Source organism: Corynebacterium sp. KPL2830, from assembly GCF_040225635.1.
Lineage (GTDB): Bacteria > Actinomycetota > Actinomycetes > Mycobacteriales > Mycobacteriaceae > Corynebacterium.
Genome location: NZ_JBEHFR010000015.1, coordinates 39632 through 65233 on the forward strand (window position 1 = coordinate 39632; position 25602 = coordinate 65233).

A 25602-nucleotide genomic window follows, 5' to 3' on the forward strand; every position below is an offset into this window, starting at 1 on the left:
TTATCCCCACGGTTCGATGGGGTTGCCCTGCCAGGTGGCGTTGGCGGGGACGCGGTCACCGCGCATGACCAGCGAACCGGGCCCGACGGTGCTGGATTCACCAATGAGCGAGGCAGGCAGCGCCACCGAGTGGGAGGCGAGCGTGGAGCCGGCCTCGATGGTGACGGTATCCAGGCTCATCACGCGGTCCTGGAATAGGTGGGTCTGCACCACGGTGCCAGGCCCCACGGAGGCACCGGCGCCGACGTGGCAGAGATCGGTTTCTGGGAACCAGTAGGAATCGATCCAGGCGCCCTTGCCGATGTCCACGCCCAGCCCCCGCAGGCCCAGGTTGATCTCTCCTGTGCCGTAGGTGTGCTGGAAGAACCACGGGGCGGCGACGACCTCCACGAAGGTATCTTGGAGCTCGTTGAGCCACACGAATACGCTCCACAGCGGGTGGTCGGCCGCGCTGTGCCTGCCCACGCAGATCCATTTCACGGCGATGGTCACGGCCATGGCGATGGCACCCATTGCCATGAGCACGAGGCCGGAAAGGGCCCAGGTGGCGAGGAAGCCGACATCGGCAAGCAGGTGATACAGCGTCCCCAGGGTGGCGGCGAGCAGCATAGCCGAGAACATCGGCGCGAGCAGGCGCATGGTCTCCACCACGCCGCGGGCGGCCTTGAGCTTGAAGCCCGGGTTGTAGGTCAGCGCCTCGGCGGACTCGGCGGGGGCATCGATCTGCGCGGTAACGCGCCGCATGCGCTCTGGCGGGGAACCCCACCAGTTGGCCCCGGACTTCGTCTTCTTCGGGGTGGAGGACAGCACCGCGACCAGGGAGTTCTTGGAAAGTTTGCGCCCAGGTGCGGTAATGCCGGAGTTGCCCACGAAGGAGCGCTTGCCCACCTTGGCCTCGCCGGAGTGAATCCAGCCGCCGCCGAGCTCGTAGCCGCCGATCATGGTGTCATCGGCAAGGAAGGCGCCGTCTTTGACGTCCGTGAATGCGGGGATCATCACGGCGGTGGAAATCTCCACGTCCTTGCCAATGCGCGCGCCCAGAGCGCGCAGCCACCGCGGGGTCAGCTGCGAGGCATAGAGCGGGAAGAGCTGCGTGCGGGCCTCATCCATGAGGCGCTCGATGGCCCACAGGCGCCAGCCGGCGGCAGAGCGCACCGGGTTCACGCCGGGCGAGATGCCGATGGACAATATGCGCACGCCCAGCCAGGTCTGCAGCATGTAGGTGGCAAAGGCCGCAAGCGCCGCGAGGGGAGCGAAGAGCACCGCGCCGATGAAGCGGTTGCCGGCCGTGGAATGCACCAGCGCCAAATCCACGATGGCCCCGATAAGCAGCGCGATGAGCGGCTGCGCGGCCAAAAGCAGGGAGGTCGCGCCGTAAATGGCTACCCACCAGGGGCGGCGCTTCGGCGGCTTGGAGGGGAAGCGGTGCTTGGAACGGCCCACCTTTTTGGCGGGCGAGCCGGACCAGCGCTGGCCGTCCTTGATCTTCTTGCGGCCGGTGACGGTGGAACCCGCCTCCACGTGGGCGTACTTGCCCACCACGGTGCCAGGCAGCAGGGTAGAGCGCGCGCCCACGCGGGCGCCTTCCTTGATGTCGATGGCGCCGACGTGGAGCACGTCGCCGTCGAGCCAGTAGCCGGTGAGATCGACCTCCGGCTCCACCGCGGCGTGCTTGCCCAGGGTAAGCAGGCCCGTCACCGGTGGCAGCGAGTGCAGGTCCACGCCGCGTTTTATCTTCACGCCCAGGGCGCGCGCGTAGTTATTGACCCAGGTGGCACCGGCAATCGAGCGCGAACCGGAGGCATCGGCCCACCGCTCCGCGGCCCAGATACGCAGGTGGGTCGAGCCACCGCGCGGGTAATCGCCGGGCGTGATGCCTGCGGTAATCAGGCGCGCGCCAAAGCCGCCGATGGGGATGCGCCCCAGCGGCGTGGCAAAGATGAGCACTAGGGCGATGACCAGCCACCACGGGAAGGGCTGCGCCCACTCGACGCCCAAGGCGGAGGCCACGGTCGAGCCCAGCATGAGCCAGGCCAGCCAGGTGGTCGCCGCCAGCGTCATGGCGGGGATCTGCAGCAGCGTTTGCGCCACGTGGGTCTTCGCGCCAACCGGAGTGACCTCGCGCAGCGGTTTCTGTTGTTCCGCTTCGGGGCGCGGTTCGGCGCCGGCGATGAGCTCCGCCAGCGAACCTAGCCGCGGGTGGTCATAGAGATCGCGCACGGCCACGGTGGGGTAGCGATCGCGGATGTGGCCCACCAGCGTCGCCGCGGCCAGGGAGGTACCGCCAAGGTCGAAGAAATCGGCGTTCTCATCCTCCACGGATACGCCGAGGGTCTCGACCCAGAGCTCGGCTAGCCACTTCTCGGTCTCCGTCAGCGTGGTCGATTCCACGCCAACGCCGGGCAGCGGCCACGGCAGCGCCTTCTTATCCACCTTGCCGGAGGTGCGCACCGGCAGCTCATCCATCACGCAGATGCGCGGGACCAGCGCCGCAGGCATGGTTTCCGCCAGCCGTTCGTGGGCCACGCCGTGGTTAAAACCGCGCGCCTCATCTTCCAGCGAGACGTATCCCACCAGCACGGATTCACCGCCCGGGGTCTTTTGCACGGCCACGGCGGAGTTGTAGACGTTATCCAGCGCGGCGACGTTCGCATCGACCTCACCCAGCTCGATGCGGCGCCCGCCAATCTTTACCTGGTCATCCACGCGGCCCACAAAATACAGGCCGTCTTCTTCCAGGCGCACGTGGTCGCCGGTGCGGTAGGCGCGCTGCCAGCCCATGGATTCCAGCGGCGCGTACTTCTCCGCATCCTTCTGCGGGTCCAGGTAGCTGGCCAGGCCCACGCCACCGATGACCAATTCGCCGGTTTCACCCAGGCCAACGGGTTGCCCCTGCTTATCGATGACCACCAGGTCCCACCCATTCAGCGGCAAACCGATCGAAACCGCGCGCCCTGGAATCATCCGTTGCGCGCAGGCGACGACCGTGGCCTCAGTGGGGCCGTAGGTATTCCACATCTCGCGGTCCTCGGTGGCTAGCCGGTCCACCAATTCCTGGGAGCAGGCCTCGCCGCCGACGATGAGCAGGCGGATATTATCCAGTGCTTCCGCTGGCCACAGGCCCGCCAGGGTGGGAACCGTGGAGACGACGGTGATATCGCGGCGAATCAGCCACGGACCAAGGTCCATGCCGGACCGCACCAAGGAACGCGGTGCCGGGACCAGGCAGCCGCCGTGGCCCCAGGCCAGCCACATCTCCTCACAGGATGCGTCGAAGGCAACCGAAAGCCCGGCCAGCACGCGGTCTTCCGGGCCGAGCGGGCCGTGGGGGTGATCGACGAGGAAGAGGCTGGCCTCCGCGTCCACAAAGGCGGCCGCCGAGCGGTGGCTGACGGCAACGCCCTTCGGCTTGCCCGTGGAACCGGAGGTAAAGATGATCCACGCAGTGTCTTCGGGCCGCGGGGCTTCGACGCCTTTGGCCGCGTGGCGCGGTTTTTCGCGCAGGAAGCGGAAGCCGTCATCGCTAAACAAGCCATCGATATCGGCCTCACCAAAGACCATCTCCGCGCGTTCATCCGGATCGTCCGCATCCACCGGCACGTAGGCCGCGCCGGCGGCCAGAGTGGACAGGATGGCGAGGTAGAGATCGCGCTTGCCAGACGTCATCCGGATGCCGATGCGATCGCCGCGGCGCACGCCATTGACGTGCAGCTCTGTGGCCCACAGCTGGACCTCGTGGATGAGTTCGGCGTAGGTGATGATCTCGCCATCATCAAGCGCGGCGGCTTCTGGATGAATCTCAGCGGTGGTCGTGATGATGTCCCACAGCGTGCGCGGGCGCGGGGCCAGATCGCGCAGGAGGTACTGCTGCGGGACGCTGGGAAGTTCTGTATTAGGCCTACTACATTCTTCGGGCTCGTCCATGCTTATGCCTCGTCCTCGTCCGCAGCGATGATGGCCTTGGCCAGCTTGCGCAGGTGCTTGAGCTGCTTATTGGTGGATACGTCGAGCGCGTCATCCTCGGCGTTGGTGACGAGCTCCGCCAAGTCCTTGTGGGTCTTGGTGCCCTTCTTGGTGCACGCCACGATCTGGCGGCGGCGGTCCTTGGGATCGCGCTCGCGCTTGGCCCAGCCGCGCTCCTCGAGGGCATCAATAAGCCGCACCATATCGGAGGCGTCGATGGCCAATGTGTCAGACAGGTAGGACTGGGAGGCGGCATCCGCCTCGACGAGGCAGGTAAGCACCCAGAACTCGCGGATGGTCGTCTGCTTCGTCTGCAGAGCCACCTCGACGCCATCGCGGGTGCGACGGCGCAGGCGCTCTAGCTGAAAGGACGGGGATTCGAGCAGGGAGGTTGGTATGCCAGAATTATTAGTGGAAGCCATACCATCATCATAATCTCAAAAGATGGGTAAAGGCCAATTAATTGCGAACGACGGGCAGGCCATCCGCTTCCCACTTATCGGTGCCGCCCTCGACATTAATAACGTCCCAGCCCAGGGAGTTCTCCAAATACTGGCACACCTGCGCGCTGCGTCCGCCTAGGTGGCAAATCACATAAATATCTCGGTCCGGATCAATTTCCTGGATGCGACCCGTTATCTCGCTCATGGGAATATGGGTGGCGCCCTCCGCATGCACGGTGGCCCATTCGTCGTTTTCGCGCACATCGATAAGCTGCGCGCCTGCTGGAACTTCGATTGGCTGTACGTTTTGCATACCCCGCAGTCTACGTGCCGCGCGCTAGCCGCCGTAGGTGGCCGCGGACAGATACTGCAAGATTGCCTTCACGCGGCGGTTATCCTCGCTGGGGTCCAGGCGCAGCTTGGTAAAGATATTGGAGACGTGCTTGGCCACCGCAGCGCCCGAGAGCACCAGCTCGGCGGCGATGTCCTTATTGGACTTCCCGCGCGACATCAGCTCTAGGACCTCGCGCTCGCGCGGGCTCAGCTCGCCCAACCCGCTGCGCCCAGAGCGCATCAGCGCCTGCGCCACCGTCGGATCAATGACCGTGCCACCCTGGGCCACCACCTCGAGGCTGGCCAGGAAGTCGCGCACCTCAGAGACGCGATCCTTGAGCAGGTACCCGGTGCCCGCATCCGGGGAATCAAACAGCGCTACCGCATACGCCGGCGCCACGTACTGCGATAACACCATCACCGGCAGGCCCGGATAGGCGCGGCGCAGCGCCACCGCCGCCTTCAGCCCATCATCGCCCATCTCCGGTGGCATGCGCACATCCGTTATCACCACATCCGGCAACTGGGCACTCAGCTTGCCGATGACCCCCTCCAGCTCCACCGCCGTTCCCGCCCTGCCCACAACCTCGTGGCCACGGCGCTCCAACAGCCCGGCAAGGCCCTCGCGCAGGATCGCGGAGTCATCCGCAATCACAATCCTCAATCCACTCATGCTGATACTCCCGTCTGCCCGCGCTCCAAGAGGAGCGGAATCGTGCACCTTACCCGCGTTGGGCCGCCTTCCGGCGAGGACAGCGACATCTCCCCGCCAAAGGCCGCCAGCCGCTCGGCCATGCCGGAAAGCCCGCGCCCCGGCTCCACCCGGGCCCTCATCCACCACCGAGATATGCAGCGCCGCATCCGAGGTGATGAGCACCGAGACCGGCGCGCCCGGCGCGTGTTTCGCGGCATTGGTCAGCGCCTCGGTACCGAAGAAATAACCGCAGGCCAGTACGCTGGCGGAAAGCTGCGGCAACGGGTGTGGGGCGTAGACGCTGACGTGGGGGCCGTGGGCGGAGGCGGCATCGGCAAGCGCGGCGACCAAACCGTGATCCTGGAGGACCTGCGGGTGAATGCCGTGCACCGTCGCGCGCAGCGAGCGCAGGCCGCGATCCACGTCCCGCTTCGCGGCCTCCAGCAGCTCGGCCTCGGCGCCGGTGGCATCGAGAAGGGCCTCGCCCAGCTTCATGCTTGCCGCCACCAAATATTGCTGCGCGCCATCGTGCAGATCCCGCTCGATGCGGGCGCGCTCCACCTCGTAGGCATCCGCAATCGCGCGGCGCGAGGCCGTCAGCTCCGCGATGACCCGCGCCTGCCGCTCCTCATTGCTGGTGGCCTGCTTCTTGCTGAAAAACACGCCCCCAAGCCTAATCGCGCGCGCCCCGGGCAGGGGTAAAGCTAGCACTACCCGGAAAGTATCCTTAGCGCTGTAGGAATAGCGCGCCCGGCACGGTGAAATGAACAGCATGACACAGACACTTTCCCTCCACGACATCACGAAGGATTTCGGCGGCGGCCCCGTGCTGGCCGGCATCACCCTGGACATCACCCCAGGCGAGCTCGTCGCCATCATGGGGCCCTCCGGCTCCGGCAAATCCACGCTGCTGCACTGCATGTCCGGCGTGCTCACGCCCACCGACGGCAGCGTCCGCTTTGGCGACGAAGTCATCTCCACGCTTTCCGATGCCGCCCGCTCCCGCACCCGCCTCCGCCACTTCGGCTTCGTCTTCCAAGACGGCCAGCTGCTGCCGGAGCTGACCAACTTGGACAACGTCGCGCTGCCCGCGATGCTCAACGGTCTGGGCCGGCGCGCGGCCCGTTCGAAGGCCATGTCCCTGCTCGACCAGCTCGGGCTCGGCGACCTCGCGGACCGCCGCCCCGCCCAAGTCTCCGGCGGCCAAGCCCAGCGCGTGACCATCGCCCGCGCTCTCGTGGCCAACCCCGGCGTCATCTTTGCCGATGAACCCACCGGCGCCCTCGACCAAGCCACCGGCCACGAGGTCATGCAGATGCTGACCACTACCGTGCGCCAATCCGGCGCCAGCCTGGTCATGGTCACCCATGACCCCAAAGTGGCGGACTGGATGCAGCGCCGCGTGGAAATCCGCGACGGCATCATTCACGATGACCGCCGCCTGGGGGTGCAGCCATGAATACCGCGACCCTAGTCCTCGGCCTCCAGCGCGAATCCATCCGCGCCCGCTCCGGTGCGGGCATCGTCAGCGTGCTCGCCATCGTGAGCCTGACGCTGGGCTCCGCCGTCGCCTTCCTCGTCGCCGGCGGCACCTGGATGTTCTGGCAGCGCGCCCACCACCCAGAAGACGCCGTGCCCGCCCTGCGCGCCGCTGCCGGCGACACCCCGGAAGATTACTTCCTGCCCTGGTTTGTCCTCGCGCTCATGGCCTGCGCCTTCATCGTTCCCGCACTCTTCAACCTGACCGCACAGGCCGCCGTCCTCGGCGCCTCCGGCAGGGAACAGCGCCTGTCTACCCTCCGCCTGCTGGGCCTAAGCTCCCACCAGGTCGAGCGCATGGCCGCGGTGGAGACCGGCATCCAAGCGCTTATCGGCATCGTGCTGGGCTGGCTCATCAGCGTACTTATCGCCCCCGTCTTCACGCACGTGAAATTCCAAGACCGCCCCGTTGCCTTCGAGGAAATCATCCTGCCCTGGTGGGGATACCTCGCGGTGGCCGCAGTCCTCTTCCTCCTCGCCCTCGCCGCGGCGCTTGCCGGCATGCGGCGTGTGCGCGTTAGCCCTCTCGGCGTGGCTAAACGCCAGATGCCCGCCGCTTTCCGATGGTGGCGCCTCATCGCCTTCCTCCTTATCGTCGCCATCGGCGGTGCCCTGCTCAAAGGCCAATCCGGCCCGCCCGAAATCTCCGTGGCCGTCGTACTCTTCGCGGTGGTCATGAGTATCAACCTGGTCGCGCCCTACCTTTTGCAAATAGGTGCGCGCCTTTTGGCTTTGCTCCCCGGCACCGCACACCTCGTGGCCTGCCAGCGCGTGGGCGCCAACGCCCGCCGCGCCTGGCGGCAAAGCGCGACAATCGGCTTCTTCGGTTTCCTCGCCGGCTTCCTCATGGGCGCGCCCATGGGCACCGATGCATTGACTACGGCGATCAAGGAAGAACAAGAAACGGGCATCATGTTCCGGGACGTCTCCACCGGCGTCATCCTGACCTTGCTCTTCGGCTTCGCGCTGACCAGCATGTCCATCTTCCTCGGCCAAGTATCGTCCGCCTTCGAGGACAAGGATCTCATCCGCTCCCTCGACCTGATGGGCGTGCCGCGCCGCTTCCAATTCCGCACGAACACCCTCGCTGTGATGGGGCCTATCGTCGCGCTCAGCGTCTTCGGCTTCCTCTTCGGTGGCAGCATCGCGGCGCTGATGTTCTTTAGCGCTCTCGAGGGCGAAGATATTGACCTCGCCGGGCGGTTCCTGATGTCCTTCGGTTTCCTCGCCCTGGGTTGGGCGGTAACCTTCCTCGCCATCGCGCTCGTCGAGCCCCTGCGCGGCCACGTTCTCCACAGCAGCCGCCGCAAGGAATAGGCGTTTCCTCGGGCGCGCCGGGCTGTGGTTCTGGGGTTTGGGCCTTGGCCCTGGCCCAGACTCTGGCCCGGCTGACCCGCCTCCTGGCCCGGCTGCGCCTGTTCTGAGCTTTGCGCTGGTCAGCTGTCTCGCCAGCCTTTGTTTCGCCGCTGCGCGACTGTTGCGCTGGGCCTTGCTCTAGCCCCGCGCGCCTTCATGCCGCCACAAGCGGTGCCACTGCCAGGGAGGACGCGCAAAGGGCCGCTTATTCTTGGCGGTGGCCTTTACCTGCTGCACCACGAAATCCGGGTAGTGGTCAATCGTCGTCGCGGTGAAGTGGAGGGGCTTCCAGCCGCGATGCACGGCATCGTTAAGCTTGTGCCGGTCCAACTCAAACTGGCGGCGGTTTTCTCCCCGGTGGTAGGCGTAGCCATCGACCTCGATGGCAATCTTGTGCTCCTTAATCACCAGATCCCAGTGGTAGGGGCCTATTTTTATATTGTTCTGGACCGCGAAATGCGGCGCGAGGGCGCGCGTTAACTGGCGTTCCGGCACGCTATCCGTGCCGATGATCGCCCTGTCCAAGGCGCGCTTTACCGGCCGCGGAAACCGCTGGTAATCCAGCTTATTCAGCTCCAGGCGGCTGACCCCGTCCTTGCCGGAATAAAAGTCCTCGAGGAAGGCGACCGCATCATCCTCCGGCATCGCCTCGACCGCCTGTAGTGGATTGCACACGGTGACGCCGTCCCAGGTCAACGCGCCCTTCGGCCGGGCGCGGCGCGAAGTGAAGTACTTACTCGACGGCAGCGATGAGCTGCGCAGGAACTCCAGCGGAAAGCGCAGCGGCTTCTCCACGTGCTTGAGCGCGGCCGAGTAGCCATCCAGCGCGCAATCCGGCCATTCCTCGCTCATGATGCGCGCCAGTTGGTTCGGCGTCGGCTCCTCTGACAAGCAGAAGCCGTTGGCGATCCGGACGGCACCGTGGCGTACCGCTTGCTGAGCGGCACTTTTCCCCCGAAAAATTTCCATTCGTATCCCTCGATCCCCCGAAGCGAAGGTTGTGTGGCGCGGTTGGGCGGTTGGTTAGCGCGGCTGGGTGCTTGTTGATGCGTTCTTGAAGCGTTCTTGATGCGTTTTAACAAATAGTGGCCTAAAACCCCGCGGTTTCCGCGGCCTATTTGTCAAAACGCATCAGCTGGGCCTCAAAACAGACTTCATGGCCCTAAAACGCCGAGCTCGGCCCCTGCAAACGCACGGGCCCAGCCCTAAAGCGGCAGCCCCCGGCAAGCCCCGAAGCCTACTTCAGGCGAGCCTTGGCCTCTTCCAGAATCTTCTCGGCCTCGGCCTTATCGCCCCAGCCGGAACCGGAAACTTCCTTGTTGGGCTCGAGGTCCTTGTAGTGGACGAAGAAGTGCTCGATTTCGTCCTTGATGTGCTGTTCCACATCGTCGATGTCCTGGTAGCGCTCCCAACGCGGGTCATCGATGACGGCGAGCAGCTTGTCGTCGCCGCCGGCCTCATCGGTCATCTTGAACACGCCGACGATGCGGGCTTCAACGATCACGCCGGGGAAAACGGGCTCAGGGAGGATGACGAGGGCATCGAGGGGATCGCCGTCTTCGCCAAGCGTGTGGTCGATGAAGCCGTAGTCGGCGGGGTAGGCCATTGGGGTGAACAGGTAGCGGTCCAGGTAGACCTTGCCGGACTCGTGGTCCACCTCGTACTTATTGCGGGAGCCCTTTGGGATTTCAATGGTTACTTCAACGCTCACAGTGGTGTCCTCCATGTGGGATTGGGTATTAATTACTGTCAATAGTCTAGCGCGTCGCACATCCGCGCTAGGGTTAGTGGCGATGAAAGCAAAGAAGGTTTGGTGGTCAGTAACCGCGCTGGTGGTCACGGCGGCGGTCGGGGGCACGGCTGCGCTGGGGGTTACCATCCAGCGCGAGTACGGCGATCTTTCGCATGGCGAGGCCGAAACGGTCCAGGCTCCGGAAAATCCCCTGCAGCCGGCTAAGGCGCAGGACGTGGATTTTGCGGCGCTCAGCGCGAAGCTCGATGAGCTGGGCAAGAGCGAGGATTTGGCCAACTTTGGCGGGCAGGTCATCGATAGTGAGACCGGCTCGGTGGTCTGGGAGCGCGATGCGGATAAGGCGCTGACCCCGGCTTCCTCGACGAAGGTGTTGACCACCGCCGCGGCAACACTAGCCCTGGATGAGTCCAAGCGCATTACCACCAAGGTCTACCGCGGCAAGGACCCGAACAATGTGGTGGTCAAGGCGGCTGGCGATGTCTGGATGACCAATGAGCAGCTCGATGACCTCGCGGAACAGATTGAAAAGACCGGCACCCAGGTGGCGGACGTGTACATCGATACCTCCGCGTGGGCCGGTGAGCCGCAGGCGCCGGGCTGGGATCCGGAGAACGTGGATGAGGGCTTCGTCGCGCCCATGGAGCCGGCCATGCTGTACGGTGGTCGCATCGGCGCTACGGAGGGCGATGTCCCGCGCAGCCACACCCCGGCCCTCGACGTCGCGGGAGAGCTGGCCAAGCGCTTGGGCACGGATAAATTCGCCGCGGGCACGATGGCTGACGGTGCGGAGGAGCTGGCCAGCGTCGAGTCGGCGCCCCTGAGCGAGCGCGCGCTGGAGATGGTGCGGCATTCCGATAACGTCATGGCGGAGGCCATTGCCCGCGAGCTTGCCGATGCCCGCGGCAAACAGCCCAGCTTCCAGGTCGACACCCAAGCCACGCTGGATGTGCTGCGCGAGCACGGGTTCGACGTCAGCGGCGTGGATATCAAGGACAACTCGGGCCTTTCGGTAGATAACCGGTTGAGCGCGAGCGTGTTGGCGGAGATTGTCAACGGCGCGGTCGAGGAACCGCAGTTGCGCCCCTTGGCGGCGTATTTGCCGGTTGCAGGTGGCGACGGCACGCTGCACGAGCGCTACGGGGAGTCTGCGGCGCGGGGGTTTGTCCGCGCGAAGACCGGCACCTTGACGGGTGTTTCCGCGCTGGCGGGCACCGCGCAAGGCCAATCCGGGCGCTTATATTCCTTTGCCTTCTTGGTCAATGATGGCGAGATTATGGCGGCGCGCGCTGCCCAAGATGACCTCGCCGCGGCGCTGCACGAGTTTTAAATGAGCCCACAGCCTGGAGTAACGCTATTTTGGCCGCGGGTCTCGCCGCATTTTTTGGCCTGCCGGCGCGCGGTCCGCGCGGCGAAGATGGATCACACCGTGGCGGTAGGGCTATCCGGCGGCGCCGATTCTCTGGCGCTGTGCGCGGCGATGATAGCTGAGGGTCATGACGTGATCGCGCTGTGCGTCGACCACGGCTTACAAGACGGTTCGCGTGAGCAGGCCGAAAGGGCCGCTCGGCAAGCAGAAAGCTTGGGTGCGCGGGCACGAGTGCTCGAAGTGCAAGTGCCGGACGAAGCGGGGAATTCGCTGGAAGCGGTGGCTCGGCAAGAGCGCTACCGAGCGATGTCCGCGGCCGCGCGCGAAGACGGAGCTTCGCGCAGAGGAGGAAGGTCGTTGGAGATTGCCGTGGCGCATACGGCCGATGACCAGGCGGAAACGCTCCTTCTTGGCGCCCTGCGCGGCCGGGTGGCCGGCATGCCGGAGCAGTCAGTAGTGGAAGGCGCGCGGATTGTGCGGCCATTCCTGCAGGTGCGCCGTTCCGATACGGAGGGCGCGTGCGCGGAGCTGGGGCTAGAGGTGTGGCAGGACCCGCAGAATGCGGATACGGATTTTCGGCGGGTAGCGCTGCGCCGAGAAATCATCCCGGAGTTATCGCGGGTCATCGGCGGTGATGCAGTGCCGGCGTTGGCGCAAGCGGCGATGGATACCGCGCGCGATGAAGAATACCTCGCCACGCCGGCCACCGCGGACTGTGCGGAATTAGTTGCGCTGCCGGAGCCGCGACGCCGGCGCGCTATTGCGGCCTGGCTCATCGAGCGGGGAGTGAAGGTGACAAGGGAGGGGATTGGGGGCATCGGCAAGCTGTGTACCAACTGGCACGGACAAGGGCCGGTGGCTGTGAGTTCGGCGCGGCAAGCGGGGCAGAGGTTGGAAGTAGCACGTATAGGTGGCAAACTGGCACTATTGTCTGGTCATTAAAGGAGCGCACACGTGCACGACAAGAAAGACTTCGCCGTCCCCGCAAACCGCTACGGAGACGATGTAGAAGCAATCCTCATCACGGAAGAGGAAATCAAAGACCGCGTCCAGCAGCTGGCGGATGCGGTGTCTGAAAAATATGCCGACGCCGAGCAAGACCTGCTTTTGGTCTGCGTATTAAAGGGTGCGGCCTTTTTCCTGACGGACTTCGCACGCAAGCTATCTATTCCCTCGGAGCTGGAGTTTATGGCCGTCTCCTCGTACGGCGCCTCCGCGTCTTCTTCTGGGGTGGTGCGCATCTTGAAGGACTTGGACCGCGATATCGCCGAGCGCGATGTGGTCATCGTGGAAGACATCATCGACTCGGGCCTGACGCTATCCTGGCTCATTCGCAACCTGCGGGGGCGCAACCCGAAGTCGCTCAACGTGGTGACCTTGTTGCGCAAGCCGGAAGTGGTAAAAGCGCAGATCGATCTGCTCGATGTGGGCTTTGATATCCCCAATGAATTCGTCATTGGCTATGGCCTTGACTACGCGGAACGCTACCGCGACCTGCCCTTTGTGGGCACCCTTCACCCTGATGTCTATACCACCAACTAAAATCGCGCAGTAATGAAAAACAATAAACTCCTTCGCTACGGCGGCATTGCGGCGCTGATCCTCGTAGCGCTGTACGCCTTTACGTTCTTTAGCAACGAGACCCGCGGATACGTGGACACGGATACCTCCGTGGCCTTGAAACAGCTGCAGGATAAAAACGTTGACGAGGTAGAAATTGATGACCGCGAGCAGCGCCTGCGCATCAAGCTCAAGGACGAAATCACGGTAGAAGAGCGCGAGGGCGTACAAGAGATCGTGTCTCAGTACCCCGCGCGCGCCTCCGAGCAGGTCTTTGATGCGGTCAAGGATTCGGGTGCGGAGAAGTATCAGACCAACGTCACCCAGGATTCCTTCTTGGGCTCCATGCTCAGCTTCCTGCTGCCGATGGTCATCCTCTTCGGCCTGCTGTTCTGGCTCATGTCCCGCATGCAGCAGGGTGCTGGCGGCATGTTCGGCATCGGCAGCTCCAAGGCCAAGGAGCTGACCAAGGATATGCCGACCAATACCTTCGAGGATGTTGCCGGCGCCGATGAGGCCGTGGATGAGCTGCAGGAAATCAAGGACTTCCTTGATGATCCTTCCCGTTATTACGAGCTCGGCGCGAAGATTCCGCGTGGCGTGCTGCTTTATGGCCCTCCGGGTACCGGTAAGACCCTGTTGGCCCGCGCCGTTGCGGGCGAGGCCGGCGTGCCTTTTTATTCCATCTCCGGTTCGGACTTCGTGGAGATGTTCGTCGGTGTGGGTGCCTCCCGCGTGCGTGACCTGTTCAAACAGGCAAAAGAGCACAGCCCGTGCATCATCTTCGTGGACGAGATCGACGCCGTGGGCCGCCAGCGCGGATCCGGTACCGGCGGTGGACACGATGAGCGCGAGCAGACCCTGAACCAGCTGCTGGTGGAGATGGACGGCTTTGGCGATCGCGAGGGCGTTATCCTCATCGCGGCCACCAACCGCCCAGATATTTTGGACCCCGCATTGCTGCGCCCGGGCCGTTTCGACCGTCAGATTCCGGTCACCAACCCGGATCTGGCCGGCCGCGAGCAGATCCTGCGCGTCCACGCCAAGGACAAGCCTTTGGCGGAAGAGGTCGATGTGGCGCAGCTGGCCAAGCGCACCGCCGGCATGTCCGGTGCGGACCTTGCCAATGTGCTTAACGAGGCCGCGCTTCTCACCGCCCGCATCGGCGGCAACGTCATTACTTATGACGCGCTGGAAGAAGCCACCGACCGCGTGGTGGGCGGTCCACGGCGCCAGGGCAAGATCATCTCCGAGCACGAGAAGAAGGTCACCGCCTACCACGAGGGCGGCCACACCCTGTCCGCGTGGGCACTGAAGGACATCGAGCGCGTGTACAAGGTCACCATCCTGGCCCGCGGCCGCACCGGTGGCCACGCCATGACCTCGCAGGAAGACGACAAGGGCATGTACACCCGCGACGAGCTGTTTTCCCGCTTGGTCTTTGCCATGGGTGGCCGCGCCGCCGAGGAATTGGTCTTCGGCGCTCCCACCACGGGCGCGTCCTCCGATATCGAGAACGCCACCAAGATCGCCCGCGCGATGCTGACGGAATACGGCTTTTCTCCTGACCTGGGCACCGTCAAGTACGGCCAGGAGCAGGGCGATCCGTTCAGCCAGATGGGCGGGGGTGGCGGCTCCATCGATTACTCGGATGACCTTGCCTCCAAGATCGATGAGCAGATGCGCTACCTCCTCGAGCGCGCGCACGAGCAGGCCTACGACATCCTGCGCACCAACCGCGAGTTCTTGGACAAGCTGGCCGAGGCCCTCCTGGAGAAGGAGACCCTGCGCCGACCGGATCTGGAGAGCATCTTCGACGGCATTGAGCCGCGCGATGCCTACGATGTCTTCCCCGGCGAAGACGATCGCTTCCCGCGCCAGATTGGTTACGCGCCGGTCAAGACCCCGGTTGAGCTGGCCAAGGAGCGCGGCGAGGAACTTCCCAAACGCATGACGCTTCTCGATGCCTCCCGGGCCGCCCGCAAGCGCCGCCTCGCCGGCGAAGAGATCAAGGGCGAGGTTGGCTTTAACTTTGGCCAGCACGCTGGCGACTACGTGAACCCCGAAACGGTGCGCGAGCTGCACGGCGGTGGCAGCAGCCACCGCGAAGACCGAACTGACCAGAGCGGCCGCAGCGATGGACGCAGCGGCCGAAACGACCAGAACGACCGCGCGGACCAGAGCGACCGCGGCAGCAGCGACGGTGGGGAAGGGCGATCGGATTCGGCATCGGAAAGCAGGGGCAAGCACCACAAGCCAGAGGGAGAAACCAGCCAATGGTTCACCCCAGGCTGGAATGAGTCTTCCCGCCGCGATAACCCCTACGCGCGCGATGCGGAAAAACCGCGCGATGATAAAGAGTAAGAAGTACGTGCATGTCTGAAAATCACACTGATAACCAGCAGGTGCCCGCCCGCGCACCGTATGACCAGGAGCGGGCGGAGGCGGCCGTCCGCGAGCTACTCTTTGCCGTGGGCGAGGACCCTGATCGCGAAGGAATGCGCGAAACCCCGGCCCGTGTGGCCCGCGCTTACCGTGAGGTCTTCGCCGGCCTGCACGAGGACCCGACGGAGGTGCTGCACAAGACCTTCGCCGAGGACCACCAGGAACTGGTCTTGGTGCGCGATATTCCTATCTATTCCACCTGCGAGCACCACCTCGTGCCGTTTTATGGGGTGGCGCATATTGGCTATATCCCCGGCAAGGACGGTCACGTCACCGGGCTGAGCAAGCTGGCGCGCCTGGCGGATATGTACGCCAAGCGTCCGCAGGTCCAGGAACGCCTGACCCAGCAGATTGCCGATGCACTCGTGGATGTCCTCGAGGCCCAATCCGTCATCGTGGTCATCGAGTGTGAGCACCTGTGCATGGCCATGCGGGGCATCCGCAAGCCGGGCGCGACCACAACGACTTCCGCGGTGCGCGGCGGGTTTAAAAATAACGCCGCCTCCCGCGCGGAAGTGCTCAGCTTCATTCGTACGTAGCGCGTACGCAGTCGAGTTTGTCGAGCGAAAAGGAGAACGCAGTGCACCCGGCTTCCTCAGTTGGAGAATTGACCATCCCGAAACGCACGCTCGTCATGGGCATCGTGAATGTTACGAAGGATTCCTTTTCCGATGGCGGGCGGTGGCTCGACTTCGACGCCGCCACCACTCATGCCCGTGAGCTGGTGGAACAGGGTGCGGACATGATCGATGTGGGCGGCGAATCCACCCGCCCGGGTGCGGTGCGCGTGGAGGCGCAGGAAGAGGCCGACCGCGTGGTCCCGGTCATCCAGGCGCTGCACGAGCAGGGCATTCGCACCTCGGTGGATACGATGCGCGCCTCGGTTGCCGCCGCGGCGGCTGCGGCCGGGGTGGACATGATTAACGATGTCTCCGGCGGCCTCGCCGATCCTGAAATGTATGCCGCCATGGCTGATGCCGGCGTGCCCGTCTGCCTCATGCACTGGCGCACGCTGCAGGAAGGCGCGTTCGGATCCGCGGCGGGCACGGCCGATCACGGCGGCGACGTGGTCCGCGACGTGCACGAGACCCTCGCCCAGCTGAGCCAAAACGCCCTGGATGCAGGCGTGAAAAAGGACAATATCGTGCTGGACCCGGGCCTCGGCTTTGCCAAGAGCCCACAGGATAACTGGGCGCTGCTTAAGGCCCTGCCCGAGTTCCTGGACGGCGAGTTCCCCATCCTGGTGGGCGCCTCGCGCAAGCGCTTCCTCGCCGCTATCCGGGAAGACCGCGGGGTAGAGGCGAGCCCTTTGCTTGCCGATCCCGCCACCGCCGCCGTGACCGCCATTTCCGCCCAGATGGGCGCGTGGGGCGTGCGCGTGCACGAGGTGGGCGTATCCCGCGATGCCGTCGACGTGGCCGCCGCGTGGAACGCCGGCGAGTCCTATGTAGGCGGCGCCAATGCCACCGGCAGCTACCGCAATGCCGCCACCGGCACGGGCACAGTGACCTCTACCGCGATGGGTACGGAAAGGAATTAACCATGGCAGATCGCATCGAATTAACCGGCCTGGAGTGCTTTGGCTACCACGGCGTCTTTGATGAGGAAAAGCGCACCGGCCAGCCCTTCATCGTCGATATCACCTGCTGGTCCGAGTTTGCCGAGGCCGCTGCTCACGATGATCTGACCAAGACCATCAATTACGCAGAGCTTGCCGATGTCACCGCCAGCATCGTCGAAGGCCCCTCCCGCGACCTCATTGAGACCGTCGCCAGCGAGGTGGCCGATACCATCATGGAATCCTTCGCCGACCTGCACGCGGTGGAAGTGACCGTGCACAAGCCCAAGGCGCCGATCCCGCGCACTTTTGCCGATGTCGCCGTCGTCGCCCGCCGCTCCCGCAAGCACGCGCGTACCGGAGCCCCACGGTCCGCCTCGCAGGCAGGCACTTCGCAGGCCGAGGCACAGCGAGCCGACGCGCAGTGCCCCGACACGAACCCCGGGAGTAAGTAATGCGCGCGGTACTATCCATCGGCTCCAATATGGATGACCGCGTGGAGCTTTTGCGCACGGTATTTACCGAGTTCCGCGAGGACATCGTGGCGGCCTCGCCCGTCTATGCCACCCCGCCGTGGGGAGTAACGGACCAGGATGAATTCTTGAATGCGGTGCTCATCGTGGACGTCGAGGAGAGCCCGCTGGAGCTCTTGCGGCGCGGCCAGAAGCTGGAAAAGGCGGCTGAGCGCGTGCGCGTGCGCCACTGGGGCCCGCGCACCCTGGACGTGGACATCGTCGATATCGAGGGCTATAGCTCCTCCGATGCGGAACTTATCGTTCCGCATCCCTATGCCCACGAGCGCGCATTCGTGCTTATACCCTGGTTGGCCGCTGATGCGGTTGCTAAGTTGAAGGGACAGGATGTCTCCGCGCTGGTTGCCGCGTTGGACCCGCAGGAAACCGTCAATATCCACCGCTTGGGCCTGATGGAGGAGTTATGAAACGAACCTCGCTCGGTGCGCTTATCGGTGTTGGGATATTCATGGCAGCCGCGGCGGCCATCCTCACCACGCGCTTTTATGGCTCCATGATGTCCATCCCGGTCACGGTATCTGCCACGCTATGGCTCATGGTGGTGGTGTGCTTGGGGCTTACCTGGAAGGTGGATAAGGCCACCGATGAGGACCACGGCATCGGGCTAGATAATTCGCAGCTTAATCCCATGACCATCGCGCAGTTCATGCTGGTGGGTAAGGCTTCGGCGTGGACGGGCGCGATCGTCGGTGGGCTCTATGCAGGGGTGGCGGTGTATGTCATCCCGAATGCGGGCACCCTTGTCGCGGCTTCCGATGATCTGGTGGGAGTGCTTGCATCCGCGATTGGCGGCATCGCCATGTCTGCGGCTGGCCTGCGATTGGAGCGACACTGTGAGACCCCGCCGCCACCGGACGGGCTTCAAGCGGTACATTAGGGAACATGACTCAGCCGCGCTCTTCTTCCAAAAACTCGTCGTCCTCGCCAGATTGGGGACAAATTGGGATTATCGCCCTCGTCATCTTGGCCGTTATCGCCAGCATCGTCATGCTCATTTCCGGCTCCGCAGCGGCGCTCAAGATTGCGCTGATTGCCGCCCTGTGGGCCGCAGTGGTGGGCTTTTTCTTGGTGATGCGCTACCGCCGCCAGGCCGAGGAATCCGTGACCAAGCTGGAGCTGCAGGAGCGCGCCCACCGCGCGGAGCTCAAGCAGGCCCGCGCAGCCGAAGGCAAGGAGCTGCCGGATCAGCAAATCCTCGATGAGATCCGCACCGAGCTGGCCTCTATCCGGAAGCAGATCGAGGATTTGTCCGGCCACGATTTCACCTACGAGCCAGCCGCCTTGCACGCGGAGGCGCGCCGCATCATGGAGCTGGAGGCGCAGACCGCCGCGGCGTCCCACCACAGGGAAGAAAACGTCGACTTTGAGCAAACCTCTACCGGTGCGCCGTCTGCCGATGCCATCGCCGGCCGCCTGGGCAATCAACCCTCCGGCGCGCACGCGGACTCTAACCCGCTCAATGACATCATCAGCGAAAACACCCGCGCGCAGCGCAGCTCTTCGCGGGCCGATAATGCCGCTAAGCCCGCCCACTCCGAGCAGCTTGCCGATGCCCCCAAGCCCGCCACGTCCAGCGAGGCCGCGGGGGCGAAGGAACCGAAGGACGTTTCCTTCGATACCGGCAGCTTCCAGGCCGTGCGCTGGGATTCGGGTGGGGACTCCAATATCAAGCGCCAAGGCTCTCGGCAGTCGGGCTCTGGCAACGCAGCTCACTCTGGCGCCCGTGGCAGCCACCGCAAGCCAGAGGCTGATACCGCAGCTGAACCGGCTTCCGATGCGGTGACGCAGAACATCCCGCAGCAGGCATCCGGCAAGGATGCGCGCGAGGAATACAAGGGCTCGGGCCACCACGTGGCCGCCGAGCAGAAGCAAGCGGCGTCGCGTCGCCAGCAGCAGACCCGTGGTCGCCGCCGCAGCGATGAGCAACGCGATGGTTCCGTGTCCGTGTCGGAGCTATTGGCACAGATGAAGAAGGATAAATAAATGCGTCCACCGCGCATGCGCGTTGCCCTTTTCGGGCGCAGCCTCGCCGGGATTTCCCTGGCCAACGCCATGGAGCGCGCCGGCCATACCGTGGAGATGCTTGATGATCCGGCCGAGCTTGGCTCCTTCCAGGCGCTGATTCTCGCCGTGGGCGAGGCACGGTTGGATGCTGCAGTCGAGCTTGTCGAGGACCACGTGCACAAGGGTCTGATCGCTTTCCACACCTGCCTGTCGCGAGGCGTGCAATGCCTCGATCCGCTGGAGACTCATGGTTGCATCGTGGCGGCAATCGCACCCATGGCAGGCGGGCGTTGGGCAGTATCTTCGCTGGATGAGCTGGGCGAGAACATTGCTGACTTCGTATTGAGCGAATTCCGGGCGCACGCAGTGCCGCTTTCCGATGCCGAGCGTCCCGCCTTCGCCGCCCGCTCCTACTACATAGAAATGCTCAGCCGCCTGCACCTAGCAGCTGCCGTAGAAGCCAATTTCTTTGCCGAGTTTGATGAAATCCCACCGTCCGAATTCGACATCGATTCCGAGGACATCATCGCGGCCTATCGCGGCGCCACGGATCCGGGAATGCGCCGCCATTACCTCGAAACCGCTCGGCGCTTAGGCGAAGTAGAAGATCGCACCGAATTAGAAATGTGGGCCTTGCAGGAGGAATCGCGATGAGCTTGCAGATGGGACAAGCCACCGTTGTCAGCGAGGTCGACCGCATCCGCATGGTGGGAAGCGCCCTGCGCAAGACCGGTCGACCCGTGGCCTTTGTACCGCTGACTACCGGCGTGCATGCCGGGCACATTGCGCTGGTACGCGCAGCCCGCCGTATTCGTGGCGCGGTGACCGTCGTGGCTCTCCAAGAACCTCGCGCCAAAGATGTAGACCTCCTGCGCGCCGAGGGCGTGGATGTCATCTGGGATTACACCCCCGAGAAGCTCTGGCCGCATGGCCGCCGGATTACAATCTCGCCTCGCGACGCCGCAGACTTCCCAGCAGGCTTAGAACCAGACCTATCCGGCGAACTCACCCTTTATCTCACGCTGATGATGGCGCTCTCGCCCACCGATGTGCTTATCGGTGAGAAAGACTACGAGCTGCTCTTGGCCATTCACCACGCGGTGCAGGACTGGCACCTCGGGGTTCGCGTGCAGGGCGTTCCCGCCGTGCGCATGCCCGATGGTGTGGTGATGAGCCTGCGCAATACGCGCGTGCCCGAAGATAAGCGCGAAGACGTAGCCGCCCTGTCCGCCGCACTCACCGCTGGTGCACACGCCGCAGAGGCAGGCGCGGAAAAGGTCCGCGAAGTTGCCGCAGGTGTCCTAGAAGCCGCCGGAGTAGAACCGGAATACCTAGAAGTGCGCGGCCGCGATCTGGGAGAACCGCCTGCCGAGGGCGATGCCCGCCTGCTGGTCGCTGCCACCATTGGCGGGGTCAGAGTAATTGACAACGTTGGCCTGCCGTTGGGGATTGGTTTCACTAATATTGAAGAGCACGAGGCTAAGGCCGAGCTCGAGCGCGAAAAGCAGCGCGAACAAGACCAATCCCCGGAGGACTAATGACCGAAATCCACATCCGCGACCTCGACCCGCGCGATGAGCCCAAGGCGATTGAGTTTGCCATCGAAGGCATGCACCTGCACTGGTTTGTAAAGAACCCGCGCTTCGAGCATGCCTACGGCCGCTACTTTTGGGATTTAGAGCGCGCCCAGGCCACCGATATTTTGGCAGCCTATGCCGATGATGGGCGTTTCCTCGGCGTGATTCTGGCATCGATTAAAGGCGAACCAGCGCTGCCGTATCCGTGGTGGCGCAAGGCCTATGTCAAGGCCGTGGATCTCTTCAACAGCCTGCGCCCTGGCGGCCACCGTGAGGACTACGATGCCGCGAACGAGGACATGTTGTTAAGCTACCTGGCTGAGAACACCGTGGACGGTGAAATCGGCTTCCTCGTCGCGGACCCAAACTCGGGTGTGAAGGGCGTGGGCACGGCGCTCATTGAGGCCTTTGAGGAGCGCCACCCCGGCAAGGATATTTACCTCTACACCGACGATGGCTGCACCTATCAGTTCTACGATTCCCGCGGTTTTGAGCGGGTGGGGGAGAAGGAAATCTCCATCGATAAGGACCGCGACCTTACCTGCATGCTGTACGTCCGCCACGTAGCGTGAGGCTACCGCGTCACGCCACGCAAACGAGCGCAGCTTCACGCTACGCAAACGAACGCCGCGTCACGCCGCGCAAATGAGCACGGCTTCACGTGGCGCGGGTCTCCCCGCGCCACCCGCACCGCCGCGCTAGTTCGCCAGCGCGCCCATCGGATCCCACGCCGGCAGGGTGGTGATTTCGGTGGACTTCAGCGCCTCTTGGTACTGCTCAGGCAGGCGGGATGGGTGGACGGCGATTTCGAAGACGTACTCGTCAAACCAGTCATCGGCCATGGTCCAAAAGCCCTTATCGCCCTTCTCGGTGCCCCAGGAGTTCTCCACGCGCCAGCGGGTGACTTCTCCGCCCTCGGCAATGTCAGCGCCGGTAAAGACCATCGCGTGCGTCATCAGGGACTCGTGCAGGCGGAGGCGGTCCGGCTTTTCGATGCCCATTTCCACCCCATACAGCCCCTCATAATCGTGCAATTGCTTGGCCCAGACGCCGCTATCGGCATCGGATTGCTGGCTGGTATCACAGCCGAACCAGACGGGCTGGCCATCCTCGATGGCAGAGCGGGTGGCATCGCGCAATACCTCAACCGGGGCGTTGAGATAGGTGACCTTTTCACCGGCAACGTTGCCTAGGTAGTCCACGGTGTAGAGCTCACCGTAGGAATTGCGCGGGTCATTGACCACGCAGACGTACTCGCCCAAGTCCTTCGGGAGGTATTCGCGGGCGAAGTCCTGCGGGGTATAGGTGCCCTCGCGGTGGAAGTTATCGTCCTTATCGCGGTACTGCCACTGGAACTCTGTGGGCGGGAGGCCGAGGTTGGCGGTGAGGATGCGGTAGACATCGGCAAGCGCCTGCTCCTGTGCCCCAGACTTGCCCGCGCGGATCTGGTGGGCGGCGCGGCGCAGGACGGTCTCCAGGTTCCGGTTGAGCATGGCGCTGGCCTCGGAGGACGCGGTCTCCGGCATGGCGTACTTGGGCACCACGCCGTACTTTTCCACCAGGGAGACGAACATGGACCACTGGCCGCCATCGCCGATGGGGTCATCCATGAGCTTGGTCAAGGTGCGGTCCGTAATATCGCGGTCCTTGAGCTCATCTACCGCGGTGAGGAACCAATTGGCCTTTTCCAGCTTGTCGTAGAAGTACAGGTAGGTCTGCGAAAGCTCGAAATCCTTGATGTTGGTGCGGTCCATGATGCCACCGCGCAGAGAATTCAGGCCCGCAAAAATCCAGCAGCGGCCAGAGGCCTTCTGGTTGGCCGCGCCCCACTTATCGAGCTTGTGGCTGGTCGCCGTGGTGAGCTCGCGCACGAGGTCGCGGTCGACGCTCAGCTTATCGATGCCCTCCTGCGCCACCGCATTCCGCGCCGCCTTGATGGCCGGCTCGCTGGCAAGCGTGGCGTTGGTGGTGTGAACTTCCTGTGGATTGATCTCATTCATTTTTCGATGCTCCTTAGTTCATCCGGTCCCAGAAGGGAAGCTCGATGGGCTCGGTCTCTAGCGCTTGCTGCTGCTGGGGAGTGAGGAATTCCTTGCGCACGGCGATGTGGAAGACGTTTTCGCCGAACCATTCATCCGACATCGTGGCAAAGCCCTTGCCGGGTACCTCGTCGGCGTCGTCCTTGCGCGGCGGCTTGGTGCCCCAGGAGTTCTCCACGCGCCATGCCCGCGGCGCACCATCAACTCCGGTCAGCGCCATCGCGTGGGTGGGCGCAGATTCGCCGGAGGTAAAGCGCTCCTCCTTGCTCATGGTGGAATCGATGCCGTAGAGGCCATCGGTATCGACGAGGCCCTCGTCCCACACGGCGTTCTGGAAGGAGAACTGGCGGGAGACATCGCAGCTAAACCACACCGGTTCGCCGGCCTCGATGCTGGCGCGCGCGGCGGAGCGCAGCTCGTCCACATCCACGTTGAGGTAGCCGGCGGGCGCGCCGCCAGCGACGTTGTTCACGCCGGCGCTGGTGTAGAGGCGGTGCTTGTCGTTGGTGGTACGGGGATCATCGGCAAGCACGACGTATTCGTCCAATTTCGGCAGGTACTTATCCGCAAACTCGCGCGGGGTGGAGTGCACACGGAAGAATTGATCGTCCTTGGTGCGGTAGCTCCACGTAAATTCCTCGGGCGGGGTGCCCAGGTGAATGGCGAGCACGCGTTGGATATCGGTGCGGGCTTGCTTGACGATGTCCCCTCGATCCCCCTCGCCTTCCACCGCACGGTGCGCAGCACGGCGGATGATCGTGGCGATATCGCGGTTCATCTGCGCGGTGTGGCCGGACGAGTGCACCTCCGGCATGACCTCGGCCGGGACAACGCCATACTTGTCCACGAGGTTGGTGAAAAATGACCACCAGCCGCCGTCGTCGCCTGTGAGCTCGAGGGAAGTAGCCACGTCGCGGTCATCCCAGTCGGTGCCGTCTTCGGTGAGATCCAGCAGCTGGTTGAGTGCGAAGTTGGCGCGCTCGAGTTTGTCGAAGTACTGCAGGTAGGTAAAGGAAAACTCAAAGTCATCGATGTTGAGCTCCTTGGCCGCGCGGTGGCGGAACACGTTGAGCGCGGCAAACATCCAGCAGCGCCCGGAGCGCATCTGGTCGGTGACCCCGAGGCTGTCGAGCTTTACCTCGGTGATGGGGTAGAGCGCGGTAATGCGGTCGCGGTCAAGGGCCGCCTTGGCCACCCCTACGCTGGTAATGGCATTGCGCGCGACGCGCAGCTGGGAGTCCGCCGCGGCCTCCTCGCGCAATTGGGACAGGAAGTCATTGGTGAGCAAAGTCATACTCACCGTTTTAGCAGACGGCGATTTCACGCGAGGCCGCTGGGGCTGGATGGGCCGTTAGAGATCGCTACAGATCGCTATAGATGCCGCGCGAGCCGCGCCACGGCTTCGGGGCTTCCCACTTCTTCTGGGAGCCAGGGAATCTCATGGACTGGGGTATCGGGAAGCTTATCGTGCAAGAGCGCCAGAGCCTCGTCCTCGGCGGCGCGCCGAGAGGCCAAGAACTCGCCTTGGTCCGCCGGGGTGCGGCGATTGACCAGCATGGAGCCCACCCGCACGCCATTGCCGGTGAGATCCGCGTGGAACTCGGAGGACTCTAGGACGGGCAGGCGCTCGGCGGTAAGCACGATATGAAACACAGTGCGCTGAGAGGTCAGCGCAGCGCGCAGGTGCTCGAAGCGCTCGCGGCGCTGGAAGAGCGTGGCGCGGATTTCCTGATTGCGCCGGTCCACCGGGTCATTATCGGCGCCGGACTCCGCGGACATCCCGCGCACCAGCGAGCCGAATTTATCGGACTTTTCGCGCCGGGCAAGCAGCCCATCGGTATAGGCCGCCATGATTTCCGGCAGGGCCATCAGCCGGGAGGTGTGGCCGGACGGCGCGGTATCGAAGATGAGGTAGTCGTACTCGTCCGCGGCGGCGACCAGGGCGGCCATGCGCTCTAAGAGCGCCGCCTCCTGCGTGCCGGGGGATTGGCGGGCCAAATCCAGGTGCTTTTTTACCTCGCCGTGCAGGTGCTCCGGCATGAAACGGCGCATCGAGGCGCCCACGGTCGCAAGGTGTTCCTCGGTGGCTTGGGCAGGATCGAGCTCGATGGCGGAGAGGGAGGGTGTTCCTATATAGTTTGTCAATCTCGCGGGTGGGGCGGACGGGGGCGGATCCTCAACTCGGGATTTTTTAGGTGTGTTGTTTTTGCGCGCGACTTGTAGCCGACTGGGATTTTTCCAGTCGGCTTGTTTCGTCGTTAGGGGTTAGGCTGCTGCGGCTTCCTTTGCTGGGGCAGGGTCGCGGTAATACTCGTGGTTGCGCATCATGGCGTAGAGGACGTTGATTCGTCTGCGGGCGAGTGCTACGACCGCAGCGTTGTGACGCTTGCCTTCCTTGCGCTTTCGTTCATAGAATTGCCGTGAACGCTCGTGGAATTG

At 64.0% G+C, this 25602-nt stretch carries 23 protein-coding genes and 3 pseudogenes; 15 read left to right on the forward strand and 11 right to left on the reverse strand.

Annotated features, from left to right (window positions below):
• The 5 genes and pseudogenes from ABRP87_RS06675 to ABRP87_RS06695 all read right to left on the reverse strand — a co-directional run bounded on the left by ABRP87_RS06675 (position 1) and on the right by ABRP87_RS06695 (position 6207).
• A complete protein-coding gene (locus tag ABRP87_RS06675; RefSeq protein WP_349868138.1) occupies positions 1-3924 on the reverse strand; it encodes a Pls/PosA family non-ribosomal peptide synthetase in 3924 nt (1307 codons plus the stop codon).
• Between the two features lie 2 nt (positions 3925-3926).
• Positions 3927-4385 (reverse strand): MarR family winged helix-turn-helix transcriptional regulator, encoded by a 459-nt coding sequence (locus tag ABRP87_RS06680; RefSeq protein ID WP_284869436.1) that lies wholly within the window; start codon positions 4383-4385, stop codon positions 3927-3929.
• 37 nt (positions 4386-4422) lie between these two features.
• Positions 4423-4719, reverse strand: a complete 297-nt coding sequence (locus tag ABRP87_RS06685) for a rhodanese-like domain-containing protein (RefSeq protein WP_349868139.1) — start codon at positions 4717-4719, stop codon at positions 4423-4425.
• Positions 4720-4743: 24 nt separating this feature from the next.
• Positions 4744-5412 (reverse strand): response regulator transcription factor, encoded by a 669-nt coding sequence (locus tag ABRP87_RS06690; RefSeq protein ID WP_349868140.1) that lies wholly within the window; start codon positions 5410-5412, stop codon positions 4744-4746.
• Positions 5409-6207 (reverse strand): annotated as a pseudogene (locus tag ABRP87_RS06695) (sensor histidine kinase). Before ABRP87_RS06695 ends, ABRP87_RS06690 begins: the two are co-directional and overlap by 4 nt.
• Between ABRP87_RS06695 and ABRP87_RS06700 the strand changes: the two are divergent.
• Positions 6206-6892 carry an ABC transporter ATP-binding protein gene (locus tag ABRP87_RS06700; protein ID WP_349837727.1) on the forward strand — a complete coding sequence of 229 codons (687 nt, stop codon included), beginning with the start codon at positions 6206-6208 and terminating at the stop codon, positions 6890-6892. The pseudogene ABRP87_RS06695 and the gene ABRP87_RS06700 overlap by 2 nt on opposite strands.
• Entirely contained in the window at positions 6889-8289 is a 1401-nt protein-coding gene (locus ABRP87_RS06705; RefSeq protein WP_349868141.1) for an FtsX-like permease family protein, read from the forward strand. The genes ABRP87_RS06700 and ABRP87_RS06705 overlap by 4 nt, the downstream gene beginning before the upstream one ends.
• Before the next feature lie 177 nt (positions 8290-8466).
• Here ABRP87_RS06705 and ABRP87_RS06710 read toward each other — a convergent pair whose 3' ends face one another.
• Together ABRP87_RS06710 and ABRP87_RS06715 are read right to left on the reverse strand one after the other, a co-directional pair.
• Positions 8467-9297: an endonuclease domain-containing protein gene (locus tag ABRP87_RS06710; protein ID WP_284869441.1), complete on the reverse strand. Its 831-nt coding sequence runs from the start codon at positions 9295-9297 to the stop codon at positions 8467-8469.
• Positions 9298-9565: 268 nt separating this feature from the next.
• Positions 9566-10039 carry an inorganic diphosphatase gene (locus ABRP87_RS06715; protein ID WP_035108560.1) on the reverse strand — a complete coding sequence of 158 codons (474 nt, stop codon included), beginning with the start codon at positions 10037-10039 and terminating at the stop codon, positions 9566-9568.
• Between the two features lie 82 nt (positions 10040-10121).
• On the opposite strand from ABRP87_RS06715, the gene dacB reads away from it, so the two are divergent.
• The 13 genes and pseudogenes from dacB (at position 10122) to ABRP87_RS06780 (ending at position 21696) form a co-directional block, all read left to right on the forward strand.
• The gene (dacB, locus tag ABRP87_RS06720; RefSeq protein WP_349868142.1) at positions 10122-11408 is read left to right on the forward strand and encodes a D-alanyl-D-alanine carboxypeptidase/D-alanyl-D-alanine endopeptidase; all 1287 of its coding nucleotides are present in this window, start codon (positions 10122-10124) and stop codon (positions 11406-11408) included.
• Entirely contained in the window at positions 11409-12389 is a 981-nt protein-coding gene (tilS, locus tag ABRP87_RS06725) for a tRNA lysidine(34) synthetase TilS (RefSeq protein ID WP_349868143.1), read from the forward strand. It abuts the gene before it with no gap.
• Between the two features lie 12 nt (positions 12390-12401).
• Positions 12402-12989, forward strand: coding sequence for a hypoxanthine phosphoribosyltransferase (gene hpt, locus ABRP87_RS06730; RefSeq protein WP_349868144.1), 588 nt, complete (start codon positions 12402-12404; stop codon positions 12987-12989).
• Positions 12990-13001: 12 nt separating this feature from the next.
• A complete protein-coding gene (gene ftsH / locus ABRP87_RS06735) occupies positions 13002-15371 on the forward strand; it encodes an ATP-dependent zinc metalloprotease FtsH (protein ID WP_349868145.1) in 2370 nt (789 codons plus the stop codon).
• Between the two features lie 11 nt (positions 15372-15382).
• Positions 15383-15991 carry a GTP cyclohydrolase I FolE gene (folE, locus tag ABRP87_RS06740; RefSeq protein ID WP_349868146.1) on the forward strand — a complete coding sequence of 203 codons (609 nt, stop codon included), beginning with the start codon at positions 15383-15385 and terminating at the stop codon, positions 15989-15991.
• A 95-nt stretch (positions 15992-16086) separates the two neighbouring features.
• The gene (gene folP / locus ABRP87_RS06745; protein ID WP_051138413.1) at positions 16087-16992 is read left to right on the forward strand and encodes a dihydropteroate synthase; all 906 of its coding nucleotides are present in this window, start codon (positions 16087-16089) and stop codon (positions 16990-16992) included.
• Positions 16993-16994: 2 nt separating this feature from the next.
• Positions 16995-17369: pseudogene (gene folB, locus ABRP87_RS06750) on the forward strand (dihydroneopterin aldolase); the annotation flags it as partial.
• A gap of 95 nt (positions 17370-17464) precedes the next feature.
• A complete protein-coding gene (gene folK / locus ABRP87_RS06755) occupies positions 17465-17950 on the forward strand; it encodes a 2-amino-4-hydroxy-6-hydroxymethyldihydropteridine diphosphokinase (protein ID WP_349868147.1) in 486 nt (161 codons plus the stop codon).
• A complete protein-coding gene (locus ABRP87_RS06760; protein WP_023023950.1) occupies positions 17947-18420 on the forward strand; it encodes a DUF3180 domain-containing protein in 474 nt (157 codons plus the stop codon). Before folK ends, ABRP87_RS06760 begins: the two co-directional genes overlap by 4 nt.
• 5 nt (positions 18421-18425) lie before the next feature.
• Positions 18426-19526: a DUF6779 domain-containing protein gene (locus ABRP87_RS06765; protein WP_349868148.1), complete on the forward strand. Its 1101-nt coding sequence runs from the start codon at positions 18426-18428 to the stop codon at positions 19524-19526.
• Entirely contained in the window at positions 19527-20201 is a 675-nt protein-coding gene (locus tag ABRP87_RS06770) for a Rossmann-fold NAD(P)-binding domain-containing protein (RefSeq protein ID WP_349868149.1), read from the forward strand.
• Positions 20198-21085: a pantoate--beta-alanine ligase gene (locus tag ABRP87_RS06775; RefSeq protein WP_349862483.1), complete on the forward strand. Its 888-nt coding sequence runs from the start codon at positions 20198-20200 to the stop codon at positions 21083-21085. Before ABRP87_RS06770 ends, ABRP87_RS06775 begins: the two co-directional genes overlap by 4 nt.
• On the forward strand, positions 21085-21696 hold the full coding sequence (locus tag ABRP87_RS06780) for a GNAT family N-acetyltransferase (RefSeq protein ID WP_349862485.1): 612 nt from the start codon (positions 21085-21087) through the stop codon (positions 21694-21696). Before ABRP87_RS06775 ends, ABRP87_RS06780 begins: the two co-directional genes overlap by 1 nt.
• Before the next feature lie 126 nt (positions 21697-21822).
• On the opposite strand, the gene ABRP87_RS06785 is transcribed toward ABRP87_RS06780, so the two are convergent.
• The 4 genes and pseudogenes from ABRP87_RS06785 to ABRP87_RS06800 all read right to left on the reverse strand — a co-directional run.
• Positions 21823-23124 (reverse strand): C1 family peptidase, encoded by a 1302-nt coding sequence (locus tag ABRP87_RS06785; RefSeq protein ID WP_349862487.1) that lies wholly within the window; start codon positions 23122-23124, stop codon positions 21823-21825.
• Positions 23125-23137: 13 nt separating this feature from the next.
• Positions 23138-24457 (reverse strand): C1 family peptidase, encoded by a 1320-nt coding sequence (locus tag ABRP87_RS06790; RefSeq protein ID WP_349868150.1) that lies wholly within the window; start codon positions 24455-24457, stop codon positions 23138-23140.
• A gap of 77 nt (positions 24458-24534) precedes the next feature.
• Positions 24535-25308 (reverse strand): ArsA family ATPase, encoded by a 774-nt coding sequence (locus ABRP87_RS06795; protein ID WP_349868151.1) that lies wholly within the window; start codon positions 25306-25308, stop codon positions 24535-24537.
• Between the two features lie 120 nt (positions 25309-25428).
• A pseudogene (locus ABRP87_RS06800) lies at positions 25429-25602 on the reverse strand (IS110 family transposase); the annotation flags it as partial.

What these genes read in the sequence shown, in the direction of transcription:
- ABRP87_RS06675 (WP_349868138.1), bottom strand. Translation starts at nt 3,924, where the DNA reads ATGGACGAGCCCGAAGAATGTAGTAGGCCTAATACAGAACTTCCCAGC.
- ABRP87_RS06680 (WP_284869436.1), bottom strand. Translation starts at nt 4,385, where the DNA reads ATGGCTTCCACTAATAATTCTGGCATACCAACCTCCCTGCTCGAATCC.
- ABRP87_RS06685 (WP_349868139.1), bottom strand. Translation starts at nt 4,719, where the DNA reads ATGCAAAACGTACAGCCAATCGAAGTTCCAGCAGGCGCGCAGCTTATC.
- ABRP87_RS06690 (WP_349868140.1), bottom strand. Translation starts at nt 5,412, where the DNA reads ATGAGTGGATTGAGGATTGTGATTGCGGATGACTCCGCGATCCTGCGC.
- ABRP87_RS06700 (WP_349837727.1), top strand. Translation starts at nt 6,206, where the DNA reads ATGACACAGACACTTTCCCTCCACGACATCACGAAGGATTTCGGCGGC.
- ABRP87_RS06705 (WP_349868141.1), top strand. Translation starts at nt 6,889, where the DNA reads ATGAATACCGCGACCCTAGTCCTCGGCCTCCAGCGCGAATCCATCCGC.
- ABRP87_RS06710 (WP_284869441.1), bottom strand. Translation starts at nt 9,297, where the DNA reads ATGGAAATTTTTCGGGGGAAAAGTGCCGCTCAGCAAGCGGTACGCCAC.
- dacB (WP_349868142.1), top strand. Translation starts at nt 10,122, where the DNA reads ATGAAAGCAAAGAAGGTTTGGTGGTCAGTAACCGCGCTGGTGGTCACG.
- tilS (WP_349868143.1), top strand. Translation starts at nt 11,409, where the DNA reads ATGAGCCCACAGCCTGGAGTAACGCTATTTTGGCCGCGGGTCTCGCCG.
- ftsH (WP_349868145.1), top strand. Translation starts at nt 13,002, where the DNA reads ATGAAAAACAATAAACTCCTTCGCTACGGCGGCATTGCGGCGCTGATC.
- folE (WP_349868146.1), top strand. Translation starts at nt 15,383, where the DNA reads ATGTCTGAAAATCACACTGATAACCAGCAGGTGCCCGCCCGCGCACCG.
- folP (WP_051138413.1), top strand. Translation starts at nt 16,087, where the DNA reads ATGGGCATCGTGAATGTTACGAAGGATTCCTTTTCCGATGGCGGGCGG.
- folK (WP_349868147.1), top strand. Translation starts at nt 17,465, where the DNA reads ATGCGCGCGGTACTATCCATCGGCTCCAATATGGATGACCGCGTGGAG.
- ABRP87_RS06760 (WP_023023950.1), top strand. Translation starts at nt 17,947, where the DNA reads ATGAAACGAACCTCGCTCGGTGCGCTTATCGGTGTTGGGATATTCATG.
- ABRP87_RS06765 (WP_349868148.1), top strand. Translation starts at nt 18,426, where the DNA reads ATGACTCAGCCGCGCTCTTCTTCCAAAAACTCGTCGTCCTCGCCAGAT.
- ABRP87_RS06770 (WP_349868149.1), top strand. Translation starts at nt 19,527, where the DNA reads ATGCGTCCACCGCGCATGCGCGTTGCCCTTTTCGGGCGCAGCCTCGCC.
- ABRP87_RS06775 (WP_349862483.1), top strand. Translation starts at nt 20,198, where the DNA reads ATGAGCTTGCAGATGGGACAAGCCACCGTTGTCAGCGAGGTCGACCGC.
- ABRP87_RS06780 (WP_349862485.1), top strand. Translation starts at nt 21,085, where the DNA reads ATGACCGAAATCCACATCCGCGACCTCGACCCGCGCGATGAGCCCAAG.
- ABRP87_RS06785 (WP_349862487.1), bottom strand. Translation starts at nt 23,124, where the DNA reads ATGAATGAGATCAATCCACAGGAAGTTCACACCACCAACGCCACGCTT.
- ABRP87_RS06790 (WP_349868150.1), bottom strand. Translation starts at nt 24,457, where the DNA reads ATGACTTTGCTCACCAATGACTTCCTGTCCCAATTGCGCGAGGAGGCC.